Source organism: Cellulophaga omnivescoria (assembly GCF_027915275.1).
Taxonomy (GTDB): domain Bacteria; phylum Bacteroidota; class Bacteroidia; order Flavobacteriales; family Flavobacteriaceae; genus Cellulophaga; species Cellulophaga omnivescoria.
On the sequence record NZ_CP115819.1, the window covers coordinates 2,713,752 to 2,730,756 of the forward strand.

The following is a 17,005-nucleotide window of genomic DNA, read 5'->3' on the forward strand; positions in this document are numbered from 1 at the left end:
AAATTGTTCTATTCCGCTATATTACGCTTTTTCTAAAACAATTGCAGAGGCACCACCACCACCATTACAAATAGCAGCAGCTCCAATTTTTCCGTTATTTTGTTCTAATACACTTAGTAAAGTAATAACAATTCTTGCTCCAGAGCAGCCTAGTGGATGTCCTAAAGACACAGCACCACCATTAACATTTACGTTGGAGTCATTTAAACCTAATATTTTCATGTTGGCTAGACCAACAACAGAAAATGCTTCGTTAAATTCAAAATAATCTACGTCATCTATTGCTATACCTGCTTTATCTAATGCTTTTGGTAAAGCTTTTGCTGGTGCAGTTGTAAACCATTCTGGTTCATGTGCCGCATCTGCATAGCTTTTAATTTTGGCTAAAGGAGTTAAGTTTAACTCTTTTGCTTTATCTGCACTCATAAGTACTAGAGCAGCAGCACCATCATTAATAGTAGATGCATTTGCAGCAGTTACAGTTCCCTCTTTTGTAAAAGCAGGTCTTAATGCAGGTATTTTTTCTAGTTTCACATTTTTAAATTCTTCGTCTTCAGAAACTAGAACTGGCTCGCCTCTTCTTTGTGGTACTTCTACTGGTACAACTTCATTGGCAAACTTACCTTGTTCCCAAGCAGCAGCAGATCTTTTGTAAGACTGTATAGCAAAATTATCTTGGTCTTCTCTACTAAATTTATATTCTGTAGCACATGCATCTGCGCAAACGCCCATTGCATTTTGGTCGTAAGCATCTACTAAACCATCTTTTTGTAACCCATCTACTAATGATGTTGGTCCAAATTTTTGTCCGTTTCTTAAATGTACGTAGTGTGGTACCATACTCATATTTTCCATACCACCAGCAACAACAATATCATTATCACCTAAAGCAATAGACTGTGCAGCTTGCATTATAGTTTTCATTCCAGAAGCACATACTTTGTTTACTGTTGTGCAAGGAACAGTATTTGGAATACCAGCGTATATAGCCGCTTGCCTTGCAGGAGCTTGTCCAACACCAGCTTGTACTACATTACCCATTAAAACTTCTTGAACCTGAGATGGCTCTAGTTTAATTTTATCTAACGCGCCTTTTATAGCAATTGCACCTAATTTTGGAGCTGCAACACTAGATAATGATCCTAAAAAACTCCCAATTGGAGTTCTTGCCATAGAAACTATAACAACATCTTTCATAAATTCTAAATTTTAGTGTTGCAAAATTAATAAATTAATGCACATAGAGTAGGGTTCTTTTGTCAAAACCATTTTTTAAGCGCATAATTTTCTATTTTTGGAAAAAGTTCCCTTTAACTACAAAATCTATCTTGGAGAAAATTTATAAAAATCAATCGTTACTATACAAGTGCTTTCTATATGTGGGTACCATTTTCTTAATTGTATTTTTCTTTCCTAAAGGAGGTAAGTTTAAGTACGAGTTTCAAAAAGGAAAACCGTGGCAGTATGAAAATTTATATGCACCTTTTGATTTTTCCATAAAAAAAGATGTATCAGAAATTGAAAAAGAAAAGCAAATAGTAAAAAATTCTCATTTAGATTATTATACCTATAACCAGGACATTGTTACATCGGTCACAAAAAAATACAATACTAATTTTAATAATGCATTTAATGACTTAGGGTTAAACTCTGAAGAAAAAAGATATTTAAAATCTGTAGGTCAAGAAATATTAAATACGCTTTATTTAAACGGAATAATTAAAAAAAATAAAGTTGCATCAAAAACTCAAAAGTTTTTTTTATTACGTAATAATGAAGCTAAAGAATTAAGTTACAATGATGTTACAAGCATACAAAGTATAGACAAAATTATAACTTCTGTATTACGAAAAAAGCAACTAACAACATATAACACACAATTTAAAAAGCTATTTTTTAACATAGTAAAACCTAATGTTTTTTATAACGATAATATTTCTAAAAAAACTTTAGATGAGGAATTAGCCAAAATCTCTGTTACTCGTGGTACTATTGATGAAGGCAAACTAATTATAGTTAAAGGAGAAGTAGTAGAAGCAGATAATTATAAAATATTAAACTCTTTAAAACAAGAATATGAGTCTGAGCTTTGGACGGATAATAATTATTACATAATTGTATCTGGTTACACAATTTTGGTAGCTCTTGTATTGCTAATGTTGCTTTTATTTTTAAAAAAATATAGGGCTTCGGTATTTAAAAATAACACTAAAGTAACTTTTATATTCTTTAATATTTTACTAATGGTTTTTATAACCACAATGGTAATTAAGTATAATGAAGCCTATGTATACGTAGTACCGTTATGTATATTACCGTTAATACTAAAGACGTTTTTTGATGCCCGTTTAGGTCTTTTTGTACATGTGCTTACATTATTAATTTTGGGTTTTGTTGTGCCAAATAGTTTTGAGTATATTTTTCTTCAGATAATGGCTGGTATTGTAACCATATTAACGGTTTCTCAATTGTATAAAAGAGCTAATTTATTTATTTCTGTAGGGCAAATTACTTTAATATATATAATAGGATATTTTGCTTTTCATATTATACACGAGGGTAATTTAAATAATATGTATGCGGTTACATTTGGTGTGTTTTTGTTAAACGGAATGATTACTCTTTTTGTACAACCGCTTATTTATATTTACGAAAAGATTTTTGGATTAGTGTCAGACGTATCATTGTTAGAATTATCAGATACCAACTCCAAATTACTTAAAGAGCTTTCTAACAAGGCGCCAGGTACATTTCATCATTCTTTACAAGTAGCAAATTTGGCAGAAGCAGCAGCACAAGAAATAGGAGCAAATGCAATGTTGGTTAGGGTAGGAGCTTTATATCATGATATTGGTAAAATGAATAACCCTACTTATTTTACAGAAAACCAAGTAACCAATGTAAATCCGCATAATGAGCATACACCCTTAGAAAGTGCAAAAATTATTATAAACCATGTATTGGATGGTATAGAAATAGCACGTAAAAATAATTTACCAGACAGGGTTATAGATTTTATAAGGGTACATCACGGAACCTCTAAAGTGTATTACTTTTTTAAAAAACAGTCAGAGATTGATGAAGAGGTGAACGAAGACGATTTTAAATATCCTGGTCCATTACCTTTTTCTAAAGAAACTGCAATTTTAATGATGGCAGATGCGGTAGAGGCAGCTTCAAAAAGTTTAAAAAACCCTACTTTTTTAATGATAGATGAATTTGTAGATAAAATTATTGATGGGCAAATGAGAGCTAATCAATTTTCTAATGCCAATATTACATTTAAAGAAATTATAGAAATAAAAAAGGTGCTAAAATTAAAACTTACTAATATTTACCATCTTAGAATTGAATATCCAGAATAAAAAAAATCTAACTAAACACAAATATTTATAAACCATTTTAGTATGAAAACATATGTTGTTTCAGTAAATGATGAAGAGTTAGCAATAAATAGCGATGAGGTTTCTGAGCTAAATATTGTTAAAAATTCAGATAAAGAATACCATATTTTAGAAGACAATAAAAAGTACAATGCTAAATTAATTAGCGCAAATTTTTTAGAAAAAACCTTAAAAGTTGAGGTTAATGGTAATAGTTATACAATTGCCATTGCAGATGAGTACGACCAGATGGTTAAAAAAATGGGCTTACTTGCTGTAAATACAAAAAAAGAGAAAAATATAAATGCTCCTATGCCAGGGCTTATTTTAGATATTTTGGTAACAGAAGGCCAAGAAGTTAAAGAAGGAGAGCAAGTTTTGGTTTTATCTGCTATGAAAATGGAAAACATTATTACAGCACCTAGTGATGGTGTAGTTAGTATTGTGAACGTTGCTAAAGACGATGCTGTAGAAAAAGGACAATTATTAATAGAAATAGCATAACTATGAAAAAAATATTAGTTGCTAACAGAGGTGAAATAGCATTAAGAGTAATGCGTTCTGCTAAAAAAATGGGAATTAAAACTGTTGCTGTTTTTTCTGATGTAGATAGGGAGGCGCCACACGTAAAGTTTGCAGATGAAGCGGTGTGCTTGGGAGCAGCACCATCTTCTGAGTCATACTTGGTAATGGACAAAGTAATAAAAGCAGCAAAAGATACTGGAGCAGACGGTATACATCCTGGATATGGTTTTTTAAGTGAAAATGCTGAGTTTGCAAAAAAAGTAACAAATGCTGGTATCACATTTATAGGACCAAAACCACACGCTATAGAGGTTATGGGAAATAAATTAGCGGCAAAAGAAGCTGTTAAAGATTACAATATTCCTATGGTTCCGGGTATTGAAGAAGCTATTACAGATGTAGACTTAGCAACCAAAATAGCCAAAGAAATAGGTTTCCCTATTTTAATAAAAGCAGCAGCTGGTGGTGGCGGAAAAGGAATGCGTGTTGTAGAAAATATAGAAGAACTACCAGATCAAATGAAACGTGCTATTAGTGAAGCAGAATCTGCGTTTGGAGATGGTTCTGTTTTTATAGAAAAGTACGTAGCATCACCAAGGCATATAGAAATACAAGTTTTAGCAGACAACCACGGTAATGTAGTACACTTATTTGAGCGTGAATGTAGCATACAACGTAGACACCAAAAAGTGGTAGAAGAAGCTCCTTCTGTTGTGCTAACTGCAGAAATAAGAGAAGCAATGGGAGATGCTGCAATAAAAGTGGCAAAAGCCTGTGACTATGTAGGGGTTGGTACAGTAGAATTTTTATTAGATGCAGATAAAAATTTTTATTTTCTGGAAATGAATACACGCTTACAAGTAGAGCATCCAGTTACAGAACTTATAACTGGTGTAGATTTGGTAGAACAACAAATAAAAGTTGCAAGAAACGAAACTCTTCAAATTAGACAAAGCGACTTAAAAATTAAAGGTCACGCTGTGGAAATAAGAGTATATGCAGAGGATCCGTTAGATAATTTTATGCCAAGTATAGGTACACTATCTACTTATAAAAGACCAAAAGGTAAAGGCATACGCTTAGATGATGGGTTTGAAGAAGGTATGGAAATACCTATTTATTATGATCCTATGTTATCTAAATTAATAACCTACGGTGATACAAGAGAAGAGGCTATACAACTAATGTTATCTGCTATTAAAGATTATAAAATAGAAGGAGCTTCTACAACCTTGTCTTTTGGTAAGTTTGTGTGTGAACATCCTGCTTTTTTATCTGGTAATTTTGATACACATTTTGTAAAAAAATATTATTCTGCAGATAAGTTAATAGCAGCACGTTTACCAGAGCACAAAGTTGCAGCTCTTTTTAGTATGCACTTGTTTAACCAAAATAATAAAATAGTAAAAACGCCAGTACAAGAAACTTCCAATTGGAGAACTAACAGAAACACTAAGTAACATGGGAGAACAAAGCAAAGAAAATATATTACAGTCAAAAATAGAATTAGCCAAATTAGGAGGCGGTAAAGAACGTATAGAAAAACAACACGCTAAGGGAAAGTTAACTGCCCGTGAGCGTATTCATTTTTTGTTAGACGAAGGATCTTTTGAAGAAATGGGAATTTTAGTAACCCACAGAACGTCTGACTTTGGAATGGATAAACAACAATTTTATGGTGATGGAGTCGTAACCGGTTACGGTACCATTAACGGAAGACAAGTTTGTGTTTTTGCACAAGATTTTACTGTTTTTGGTGGTGCTTTGTCTGAAACTCACGCAGAAAAAATTTGTAAAATTATGGATATGGCTATGAAGATAGGTGTACCTGTAATTGGATTAAATGATAGTGGAGGAGCAAGAATACAAGAAGGTGTACGCTCTTTAGGTGGTTATGCAGATATTTTTCATAGAAACGTGATGTCTTCAGGTGTTATACCTCAAATTTCTGCAATTATGGGACCTTGTGCTGGTGGTGCTGTTTACTCGCCAGCTATGACAGATTTTACACTTATGGTAGAAAACTCTAGCTATATGTTTGTAACTGGACCAAATGTTGTAAAAACAGTAACAAATGAGGAAGTAACCTCAGAGGAATTAGGAGGTGCAAAAACACACGCTACAAAATCTGGTGTAACACACGTTACTGCTGCCAATGATATTGAATGTATAAACCAAATTAAACAAATGATTAGCTATATGCCTCAAAACTGTGAGGATAAACCAGCTAAATTGCCGTTTACGTTGGGGGATGAAATTAGAGAAGAATTAGAAACTATGGTTCCGGCAAACGCAAATCAGCCTTATGATATGCGTACTGTTATAAACGGAATTATAGATAAAGAATCTTTTTTTGAAATTCATAAAGATTACGCAGATAATTTAGTTGTTGGTTTTGCACGTTTAGCGGGTAGGAGTATAGGTATTGTAGCTAACCAACCAATGAGTTTGGCAGGTGTCTTGGATGTAGAAAGTTCTAAAAAAGGAGCACGCTTTACTCGTTTTTGTGATTGTTTTAATATTCCGTTACTAGTTCTTGTAGACGTTCCAGGCTTTTTACCAGGTACAGACCAAGAGTGGAATGGTATTATTACAAACGGTGCTAAATTATTATATGCATTAAGTGAAGCTACAGTGCCAAAAGTTACTGTTATTACACGTAAAGCTTATGGTGGTGCTTATGATGTTATGAACTCTAAACACATTGGTGCAGATATGAACTATGCTTGGCCTGGAGCAGAAATTGCAGTAATGGGAGCTAAGGGTGCTAGTGAAATTATTTTTAGAAAAGAAATACAAACAGCAGAAGACCCAGCAGCTAAACTAGCAGAAAAAGAAAAAGAGTATGCAGATACATTTGCAAATCCTTACAGTGCAGCGCAAAGAGGTTTTATAGACGAGGTTATTTTGCCTAAGAATACGCGTAAAAAACTAATAAAAGCAATGGCTATGTTAGAAGATAAAGTAGTAAACGTACCTAAACGTAAACACGGGAACATTCCGTTATAGTATATAATGTTAAAAAATAAAAGCGCCAATTTTAATATAAAATTGGCGCTTTTTTTAGAAGTGTGTTTTTCTATTTTTTAGTAATTAAAATATGGTATTCCCAAGGAGCCAATTTTAAAGCTGTGTTTTCTTCAATAGTAAAAGTGTTGTTAGAGATGTAGTCTGTAAATTCACCATTTAAACTAATAGTTGCTTCTTTTATGGTATTACTTAAATTAGCAATAAAATAAACAGTTTCACCATCTTTATCTCTTTTAAATGCTAGTATAGCTTCGTTATTAGATGTGTTAACTCTTGTGTAATTTGCTGCTTTTTTACCACCGTTTAAAGCCGTATTTGTATTTTTTAATTCGCCTAGTTTTTCTAATAAAGTAAAATATTTTCCTTTAGTTTTAGGAATTGTGTCTTTTTCAAAAAAGCGTAATCTGTGTTCCATATCATATTCCTGTCCAGAATATATTAGTGGCATACCTGGCATAACATAAGTTAAAGCTGTAAATACTTCTTTGTTATTTGGCATTCTTTCTAATAAAGTACCATTCCATGAGTTTTCATCATGGTTTGTAACAAAGTTCATATTAATGTCATCTGCTTCTAAAATAGTATCTAGTTTTACCATATATTCATCAAACTTAGTAACGTTGGCTTCACCTTTCGCTATTTCATTAAAAATATGGTGAACCTCCCAGCCGTATTGCATATCAAAACCATTTTGTAGCAAATCTGGTTGTTCTGCTTCCGCCAGCATAAAAACAGGTTTTACAGTTTTCATTTCTTTTATAGCGGTATTAAAAAAGTCTACAGGTACTTTGTGTGCAACATCCATTCTAAAGCCGTCTATATCTGCTTTTTCTACCCAAAATTTCATATCACTAATCATTTCCTTACGCATTTCATCATTGTCGTAATTTAAATCAGCTACGTCTGTCCATCCCCATGATTCTCCTGTTTCTGGGTTTATAGGATCTATAATTTCTCCTTGTTCATTTTGAGTGTAGTATTCTGGATGTTCTGCAATCCAAGGATGATCCCAACCTGTATGGTTTGGTACCCAATCTACAATAACTAAAATACCATTGTCATGAGCAGTGGTTACCATATTTTTAAAGTCATCAAGCGTTCCAAACTCAGGGTTAATGGCTTTGTAATCAGATACTGAGTAATAGCTACCTAAGTATTTTTTACGCTCTTCTTCATCTTTAATATCGCTAGTAAACTGTCCGTCTGTAGCTTTACGTTTAACTTTAGATATAGGATTAATTGGCATTACCCAAATAACTTTAACTCCAAGTTTTTTAAGTACAGGAATATCTTTTGTAAAAGCATTAAACGTACCTTCTGGTGAGTATTGGCGAATGTTGGCTTCGTAAATTACTCCATCTTCCATAACTTCTGTTACAGCAATTGGTTCTTTATCTACAATTACATTGTTTTCTTCTTTTTTAACTTTTTCCTTGCAGGATAGTACTACTGCAAATAAGGATAAAATTGTAATTATTTTTTTCATTTTTAATTGTTTTTAAGTAAAAAAGTTAGTGGTATGCTTATGCGTTTTTGCCAAGAGTTTTCACTGTGGTTTTCGCCTTTAAATTTTAAGTTTCTGTAATTTTTAGATGTATAACCTTTGTTTAAGTAAATGCTATCTACAGTAGTTACATGCTTTAAATAATAAGCATCTAAAGTTTCAGTGCCATAATCAAAATACAATTTATGTGTTTTAGAGTCTGGTATATTAGATGCAGCATACTTAAAAATTAAACTAGGTAGTACATTATTTTCCATAGGTTTAAAGCCTACCCAGTGAGTAGATAAACACGCAGCTCCGCCAAAAACGTTTGGATATTCTGATATGGCATACATAGACATTAAACCTCCCATACTAGATCCCATAACAAATGTATTTTTGGCATCTTTTTTTACAGAGAATGATGTATCTATTATTGGTTTTAGTTCGGTTACTAAAAATTTTAAATACTGGTCTCCAGTAAGCTTGTTTATATCAAAATTATCTTTTTTAAAATCTTTAGCTAAAGAAGTGTCTATAGCACTTATATTATTTGTTATAGCTTTTGTAGGAAAAAGATCTTGCCACCTTAATTCTGCTATGTTGTGCACAGCAACAACTATAAAATTTTTAATGTTTTTATCATTATTTAATTTACCTGCTACTTCGTCAACTTTCCACTCTTGTTTGTTCCAAGTTGTTGTGCTGTCAAAAAGCATTTGGCCATCATGCATATAAACAACAGCATATTCTTTTTCTGTTGTATAATTACTAGGTAACCACACATCTACAGGTCTAGTTGTAATGTATTTAGATGAAATACTGTCTGCTCTAAATAATGTTCCGCGAGCCAAATTTATTTGGTTTACTTCTTTAAACAGTAATTTGGTTTTTACTGCGTTTGTTTTATTAGTACATGAAAATAAACAGCTCAGTATTAAAAAATATAATAATGATTTCATTAGTTAGGCTTGTTTACGTTTTTAGTTGTTAAAATGTAACTTCCTTTTTTGGGAAGCGTTAAATTATTGTCCCAAACAACAGCTTCACCAGTAAAAATATTGGTAAGCTTTTTACCGTCTAAACCAATCTCATTAAATCTAGAAAGATTTAATTGGTACGGTTCTTCATTTTTATTTAAAATGATGGTAACAACATTATCATTTAAAATTCTAAATAATATATAAACCCCATTTTCAGGACCAAAATGTATGGTTTTTCCTTTATGAATAGTCTCACTATTTTTTCTGAAATTTAATAGTGTACTCATAAATAGTTGCATTTCTTTTTGATTAGAGGTAAGGCCTTCTCCTGTAAATGCGTTGGTAGAGTCAGATGCCCATCCTCCAGGGAAATCTGTACGTATTAGTCCGTGATCACCTGGTTTTGCTGTGTTTTGCATTAGTATTTCTGTACCATAATAAAATTGAGGAATACGTGGTAGCAAAGCTGAGTATGCTATTGCCATTTTTGTGTTTTCTACATTTTCATTAAGTTGAGTAAACACTCGGTCCATATCATGATTGTCTAAAAATACCATAATATCTTTAGGAGATTTGTACGCAAAATCATTAGCTAAACCTTCATAAGCCTTTACAAATCCAGTCCCCCAAGTTTCTTCTTGGTTTAAAGCATCTACTATATTTTTTTGCATGGCAAAATCCATTGTAGAGGTTAAGTTAGACTCATAACCGTCTTTATTTGGGTTGTTTTTTTGCCAGTATGCAATTAATAGAGGGTTATAACTCCATTCTTCTCCAACAATTGAGAAATTTGGATATTCTTCCATAATAGTTCCTGCCCAATTAGCCATAAAATCTTTATCTGGATAAGGGTAAGTATCTTGGCGTATGCCTCCAAGTTCTAAAGTTTCTATCCACCAAATACTATTTTGAATAATATAAGTTGCTAAAAAAGGGTTGCGTTGGTTAAGATCTGGCATATGGTTACCAAACCAACCGTGGGTCATTATTTTATTATCTGCTTTAGATGCGTAAATATCTTGGTTGCTGGTTCTCTTGTGGTTAGAGATTTCTACTGGTTTGTTATTGGTAAATTCTTCTTGGTAATTTACCCAATCTTTAAAGGGTAAATCTTTCATCCACCAATGTTCTAAACCACAATGGTTAGCAACTTGATCCATTATTAGCTTAATTCCTTTTTCTTTAGATTTTATAGCTAATTGCTTGTACTCATCTAAGGTGCCAAACCTAGGATCTACACCATAAAAATCTGTAATTGCATATCCGTGGTACGACTGCTTAGGCATATTATTAGTTAACAAGGGACTAGGCCAAATTGCCGTAAAACCTAAGGAGTTTATATAATCTAAGTGTGCTGTAATCCCCTTAATGTCTCCACCGTGTCTGGCATAATCATCTGTACGATCTATATTTTTCTCAAGCAAAGAACTATTTGTGTCGTTAGAAGTATCTGCGTTAGCAAACCTATCTGGAGTAATTAAATAAACTGCATCTGCACTAGAAAAACCTATATAATCTTCAGCTTTTTTAACTCTGTTTTTAAGCTCATAAGTTTGCGTTTTTGTAGTGCCATCTTCAGATGTAAAATCAATATTAAATAAACCAGCTTTTGCTGTTTTACTAATCTCTACATCAATAAACAAATAATTAGGACTATCTGCTTTAGTTACTTTTTTTATAGAAATACCTGTTTTAGAAATCTTTGGAGTACTATTGGCTATATTAGGACTTTTAACCAATAATTGCAGTTTGTTGTTTTTAAAACCTACCCACCAATGAGGAGGCTCTACACGCTCTATATCATTAGAAATTGTAACAGGAGCTTCTTCTTGTTTCTGTTCTTTTTTAGGAGAACAAGAAACAAAAAGAGCAAAAACTAATACAAAAACACTTACAAATCCTTTTTTCATAGCTTAAATAGTTTTTATACTGTAATTAAGTTATTTTGATTTATGGTTATAGATTTACCGTTAACCAATAACGTAAGTTCTTCTCCTTTTAAAAGCTCAAAAGTATTTTTAGTTTGTGTAACACTTACTTTAATAGTATGGTTTCTAAAATTAACTTTAAAAGAATAGCCATCCCATTCTTTTGGTATTTTAGGACTAAAAGACAAGTTATGATTGCGTACACGCATACCGCCAAAGCCTTCTATAATACTCATCCAAGTACCTGCCATAGATGTAATGTGTAAGCCTTCTTCTACCTCTTTATTATAATCATCTAAATCTAGTCTGGATGTTCTTAAGTAAAAACTATATGCTTGGTCCATACGGTTTAACTTTGCAGCTAAAATACTATGCACACAAGGAGATAGTGAACTTTCATGGACTGTAAAGGGCTCGTAAAAATCAAAATGTCGTTCTATTTCTTCAATAGTAAAATTATCTTCAAATAAATAAAAACCTTGTAACGTATCTGCTTGTTTAATATAAGGCGAACGTAAAATTCTGTCCCAAGACCATTTTTGGTTTATAGGACGTTGAGAATTATCTAAACTAGACACCGGAGTTAATTCTTTATCTAAAAAACCGTCTTGTTGTAAAAAAACATTATGCTCCTCAGAAAAAGGAAAATACATATTATCCGCAACTTCTTTCCAACTATCAATTTCGTTATGAGTTAAGTTTACTTTAGATATAACTCTGTTATAGTCTTCTGTGTAATTTTCTTTTACATTAGCTATTGTTTCTGCTGTATAGTTTATACACCATTGAGCTATATAATTGGTATACCAGTTATTATTTATGTTGTTTTCATATTCATTAGGTCCAGTTACTCCTAAAATTACATATTTGTTTTTATTGGTAGAGAATGTAGCTCTTTGGTGCCAAAAGCGGGCAATACCAATAAGAACCTCTAATCCTTTTTCTGGAATGTAACTGTAATCACCAGTATATCTGTAATAATTGTAAATGGCAAAAGCAATGGCACCGTTTCTGTGTATTTCCTCAAAAGTTATTTCCCATTCGTTATGGCATTCTTCGCCATTCATAGTTACCATTGGGTATAAGGCAGCTCCGTTAGTAAAGTCTAATTTTTCTCCATTTTCAATAGCCTTTTCTAGGTGATTATACCTGTAGGCTAATAAATTACGACCAACATTTTGGTCTTTTGTAGCCATATAAAAAGGCAAACAATAAGCCTCTGTGTCCCAGTACGTACTACCACCATATTTTTCGCCAGTAAAACCTTTTGGTCCAATGTTTAGTTGTGCATCTGTCCCTAAATATGTTTGGTTTAATTGAAAAATATTAAAGCGTATACCTTGTTGTGCTTTTACGTCTCCGTTTATCGTGATATCTGATGTTTCCCAAATTGTAGCCCAAGCATTTTTTTGAGCTTCTAACAATGCAAAAAATCCAGTAGATGTAGCTTTCTCTAAAGCAATAGTAGCAGCAGTAATAAGCTTTTCTTTAGGGTGGTTTCTGTCTACAGTATACCCAGCAAATTTATGTATGGTAAACGAAGAATTTGCTTCTATATCTGCCGTATAGTTATAGGTGATTTTATTTTCTAGCTTTTCTATTTTAGGAGTAATATCTGTTTTTTTATCATTTAAAAAACACTTAGACTCCATAAACGTGCAAGTATGAAATTCTGTTTTTAAAGTATGTGCTTCTATAAATGCCTTACTACCTGTATTATTTATGTTAGTTATTTGCCAGAACTTATCATCCCAATTGGTATCTTCATTTGTAATACCTGCATCTAAATAAGGACTAAATGTTATTGTAGCGTCTACGTTTACAGGAGTAATTGTGTAATTAATAGCACCAACTTCATCTAAAGTTAAACTTAAAAAGCGCTTTGTTTTTACAGAAACAATTACATTATTTTTTAAGGTAGCAGTAAAAGATCTAGAAAGCCAACCTTCTTGCATATTTAACTCTCTCTTAAAATTATCTACTTTACAGGTAAATAAGTCTAAATTTTCTCCGTTAACTTGTACATTAATACCAATCCAATTTGGAGCATTTAAAACTTTTGCAAAATACTCTGGGTAGCCTTTTTTCCACCATCCAACTTTAGTTTTATCTGGGTAATAAACACCTGCAATGTAGCTACCTTGAAACGTAGGTCCAGAGTAGTGCTCTTCAAAATTAGCTCTTTGCCCCATTGCACCGTTTCCAATGCTAAACAAGCTTTCTGAAGATTTAACTCTGTCTGTGTTAAAACCTTCTTCTATTATAGACCAGTTGTTTGGTTTAATATAATCTTGATTCATAATTTCTTATGCTATTGATTCTTGTAAATAGTACTTTTAGTAAGTTAGTATCTACCTTATTTTTTTATTAATTCTTGTATAAAGTCTGATGAGATTTCTGTAAAATCTTTAAAAACGTAATCTGCTTCATGTAAAACGGTAGCATCTCCAATACCAATGCTAATCATATTTGCAGCATTGGCGGCTTTAATACCAGCAGTGGCATCTTCAAAAACAATACAATTTTCTGGAGCTATAGAAAGTGCGTTAGCAGCATTTAAAAACACTTCAGGATCTGGTTTACCTTTAGTAACCCCATTACCATCTATAATAGCACTAAACTTTTGTATTAAATTCACTTTTTGTAATATAACCTCTGCATTTTTACTTGCCGAACCTAAAGCAATACCTTGTTTTTCTTTTTCTAAAAGCTCTAAAATTCTAGGTACATCTGGTAAAATTTCAGAAGCGTCCATTTTTTCTATATGCAGTAAATAATCTTCATTTTTTTTAGCCATTAAGCCAATAAACTCTTCGTTTTCTAGAGTAATATTACCCCAGTTAAGTATTTTTTCTAAAGATTTTACTCTGCTAACACCTTTTAGTTGCTCATTTTGTTCATTAGTAAATTCAACACCAATAGAATTAGCTAGTTTTTGCCAAGCTAAAAAATGGTATTTGGCTGTATCTACAATAACGCCATCTAGGTCAAATATGAATCCTTTTCTTTTCATTTTATTCTTCTATTGTTTGATAAGAAATTGCACTTTTTTCGGTAATTAAGAAGTTGCATAAACCAGCAATAATTAAGCTTGTACCAGCAATAATCATTGCATTTATAGCGCCTTCTCCTAATAAATTAGAGATAATATTTATGCCACCTATAGCAGCAATAATTTGAGGTATAACTATAAACATATTAAAAATGCCCATAAAAACCCCCATTCTTTTAGGGTCTACAGCACTAGAAAGCATAGCATATGGCATAGATAAAATACTACCCCAAGCAAAGCCAATTAGTATAAAACATAAGGTTAAATATTCTGGAGAAGGAATAAAGTACATTAACAAAAAGCCAACACCACCAATAATTAAAGAAAACATATGTACTAGTTTTCTATTAATTCTTTTTCTTGATGTATATAAGACTAGAATTAAAGCAAACGCCATAGATGATAAGCCATAAGTTCCCATATAAGAACCTACTAAGTTTGATGATTTTTGAAACGCTTCATTAGTTGTGTTAAAAGCAAGTAAATCTGCAGCTATTTCCATATTATAATTAGCCTCTACTGGAGCAGGTGTATTAAAAACGTGTTCTGTTAGTGCTGGGTTAGCCATACTCCACATTGTAAAAAAGGCAAACCAGCTAAAAAACTGAATTACACCTAACTTTTTCATAGTAGAAGGCATATTGCCAATATTGTTTATGATATCTGAAATAAACTGATTTTTTTTAGCCTTTTCTCTTTTAAATTCTTCCATATCTTCTGGCGGATACTCCGATGTAGTAAATATGGTGTACAGTATGCTAATTAAAAATACAACCGCTCCTATTGCAAATGCTACTTTTACAGACATTGGTACCACTCCAGAAGGAGCAGCATCACTTACTCCAAGTTTAGATACCATCCAAGGTAAATTACTAGCAACCCAAGTACCAATACCAATAATTAAAGTTTGTATAACAAAACCGTAAGAGCGTTGTGAGTCTGGTAATTTATCTGCAACCAAAGCTCTAAACGGCTCCATAGATACATTAATTGATGCGTCTAAAATCCATAAAAAACCAGCTGCAATCCATAAAACAGGTGAGTGAGGCACCAAAAATAAAGCTAGGGAGCTTAAAATAGCACCAATTAAAAAATAAGGTTTTCTTCTTCCCCAACGTTCGCTCCAAGTTCTATCACTTAAATAACCAATAATTGGTTGTACAACCAATCCGGTTAAAGGGGCTGCAATCCATAAAAGTGGTATAGCGTCTTTTTCTGCACCTAGCGTCTGAAAAATTCTGGACATAAAACCGCCTTGTAGGGCAAATCCAAATTGAATTCCCAGAAACCCGAAACTCATGTTCCAGATCTGCCAGAAACCAAGTTTCTGTTTTTCCATAATGTAAATATTTAGTATAAAAATACAGCGCCAGATTTTGTGTCTGTTTGGCGTGTATAGGGTGCGAAGTACAAAAATATTAAGTGTTAAGTTTAATATTTTATGGGGGTAAAGATATAAAATTTTTGATACAGATTACAAAACTGTATTTTTTTCTGATGATTTTCTAATAATTAAATCGGTAGAAATAACTTTACGTTGGTATTCTTTATTAGCAGTTTTATTTTGTATGCGGTCTAACAATAATTCTGCAGCGTGCTCGCCAATTGTAATGCCGTGTTGGTCTATGGTAGATAATGAAGGTGTTGAAAATGAAGATATTAATCCATCTGTAAAGCCAACAACACAAAGCTCATTAGGAATTTGTAAATCTTTTTCTTTAGCTATTTTTATAACATTAGCAGCATAAATTTCATTAACAGCTACTATTCCATCATAACTTAAATTAGAGTTGTGCATAAATGTGCTAATTTGTTTGGTAATGCTAGAGTTGTCGTTTACTTTAAAAATAAGATTTTCGTCTATTGCAATTCCTTTCTCTTCTAAAGCTCTTTTGTAGCCAATTGTGCGTAATGCGCCAACATTTACGTGGTCTGGTGTAGATAATATGGCTATTTTTTTACACCCTACATCTAATAAGTGTTTGGTAGCTTTGTAACCACCACCAATATCATCTACAATAACTTTATCACAATCAATTTTATCAGAAATTCTATCAAATAAAACCAAAGGAATATTGTAATCTTTTAATTCGTTAAAATGTTCAAAATTGCCTTTTTCTAGGGTTTCTTTAGCTATTGAAACAAGCAAGCCATCTACGCTTCCGTTAGCCATCATTTGTATGTTTAATTTTTCTTTTTCGTAAGATTCGTTAGATAAACATATCATAACATTGTAATCTCTACCGTTTGCTATTTTTTCTACACCACTAATAACTCTAGAAAAAAAATGATGTACAATTTCTGGAATAATTACACCAATTACCATTGTTTTATTATTGCGTAATTTTTGCGCAAGCATATTTGGTTTGTAATGATATAAGTCTGCAAAGGCCTTAACTTTTTTACGTGTTTCTTCACTTATTTCAGGGCTGTTTTTTAATGCTCTAGATACTGTAGAAGAAGACACACCTAACTCTTTTGCTATGTCTTTTATGGTAATTTTGGCTTTCATAATATAAAGATACAACGTTTGTAAACATCAATTAAGTATTAACGCTAAATTGACAATACTTAATTTTTAATAGCAAATAAATAACAATCTATTAAAATTGCAGTCATTT

12 protein-coding genes are annotated in these 17,005 nt (G+C 32.3%); 4 read left to right on the forward strand and 8 right to left on the reverse strand.

The window, feature by feature from the left end; translation table 11 throughout:
• Window positions 1-21 precede the first annotated feature (21 nt).
• Window positions 22-1,197 carry an acetyl-CoA C-acyltransferase gene (locus tag PBN93_RS12135; RefSeq protein WP_077402959.1) on the reverse strand — a complete coding sequence of 392 codons (1,176 nt, stop codon included), beginning with the start codon at window positions 1,195-1,197 and terminating at the stop codon, window positions 22-24.
• Between the two features lie 131 nt (window positions 1,198-1,328).
• Here PBN93_RS12135 and PBN93_RS12140 point away from each other — a divergent pair, with 131 nt between their 5' ends.
• Genes PBN93_RS12140 through PBN93_RS12155 form a run of 4 tightly spaced genes read left to right on the forward strand, consistent with a single transcriptional unit; the run spans window position 1,329 to window position 6,917 of the window.
• Window positions 1,329-3,365: an HD family phosphohydrolase gene (locus PBN93_RS12140; protein WP_077402962.1), complete on the forward strand. Its 2,037-nt coding sequence runs from the start codon at window positions 1,329-1,331 to the stop codon at window positions 3,363-3,365.
• Window positions 3,366-3,407: 42 nt separating this feature from the next.
• Entirely contained in the window at window positions 3,408-3,887 is a 480-nt protein-coding gene (locus PBN93_RS12145) for a biotin/lipoyl-containing protein (RefSeq protein ID WP_077402965.1), read from the forward strand.
• A gap of 2 nt (window positions 3,888-3,889) precedes the next feature.
• Window positions 3,890-5,368, forward strand: a complete 1,479-nt coding sequence (gene accC, locus PBN93_RS12150; RefSeq protein WP_077402968.1) for an acetyl-CoA carboxylase biotin carboxylase subunit — start codon at window positions 3,890-3,892, stop codon at window positions 5,366-5,368.
• A 1-nt stretch (window position 5,369) separates the two neighbouring features.
• Window positions 5,370-6,917: an acyl-CoA carboxylase subunit beta gene (locus PBN93_RS12155; RefSeq protein WP_077402971.1), complete on the forward strand. Its 1,548-nt coding sequence runs from the start codon at window positions 5,370-5,372 to the stop codon at window positions 6,915-6,917.
• A gap of 70 nt (window positions 6,918-6,987) precedes the next feature.
• On the opposite strand, the gene PBN93_RS12160 is transcribed toward PBN93_RS12155, so the two are convergent.
• The 7 genes from PBN93_RS12160 to PBN93_RS12190 form a co-directional block, all read right to left on the reverse strand.
• Entirely contained in the window at window positions 6,988-8,424 is a 1,437-nt protein-coding gene (locus tag PBN93_RS12160; protein WP_077402974.1) for an alpha-amylase family glycosyl hydrolase, read from the reverse strand.
• Between the two features lie 2 nt (window positions 8,425-8,426).
• Window positions 8,427-9,383 (reverse strand): alpha/beta hydrolase, encoded by a 957-nt coding sequence (locus tag PBN93_RS12165; protein WP_271080760.1) that lies wholly within the window; start codon window positions 9,381-9,383, stop codon window positions 8,427-8,429.
• Window positions 9,383-11,314 carry a glycoside hydrolase family 13 protein gene (locus tag PBN93_RS12170; protein ID WP_271080761.1) on the reverse strand — a complete coding sequence of 644 codons (1,932 nt, stop codon included), beginning with the start codon at window positions 11,312-11,314 and terminating at the stop codon, window positions 9,383-9,385. Before PBN93_RS12170 ends, PBN93_RS12165 begins: the two co-directional genes overlap by 1 nt.
• A gap of 14 nt (window positions 11,315-11,328) precedes the next feature.
• The gene (locus tag PBN93_RS12175; RefSeq protein ID WP_271080762.1) at window positions 11,329-13,632 is read right to left on the reverse strand and encodes a glycoside hydrolase family 65 protein; all 2,304 of its coding nucleotides are present in this window, start codon (window positions 13,630-13,632) and stop codon (window positions 11,329-11,331) included.
• A gap of 56 nt (window positions 13,633-13,688) precedes the next feature.
• Window positions 13,689-14,345 (reverse strand): beta-phosphoglucomutase, encoded by a 657-nt coding sequence (gene pgmB / locus PBN93_RS12180; RefSeq protein WP_077402986.1) that lies wholly within the window; start codon window positions 14,343-14,345, stop codon window positions 13,689-13,691.
• A 1-nt stretch (window position 14,346) separates the two neighbouring features.
• Window positions 14,347-15,723: an MFS transporter gene (locus PBN93_RS12185; RefSeq protein WP_077402989.1), complete on the reverse strand. Its 1,377-nt coding sequence runs from the start codon at window positions 15,721-15,723 to the stop codon at window positions 14,347-14,349.
• A 135-nt stretch (window positions 15,724-15,858) separates the two neighbouring features.
• Window positions 15,859-16,896, reverse strand: a complete 1,038-nt coding sequence (locus tag PBN93_RS12190; RefSeq protein WP_271080763.1) for a LacI family DNA-binding transcriptional regulator — start codon at window positions 16,894-16,896, stop codon at window positions 15,859-15,861.
• Between the last annotated feature and the right edge of the window lie 109 nt (window positions 16,897-17,005).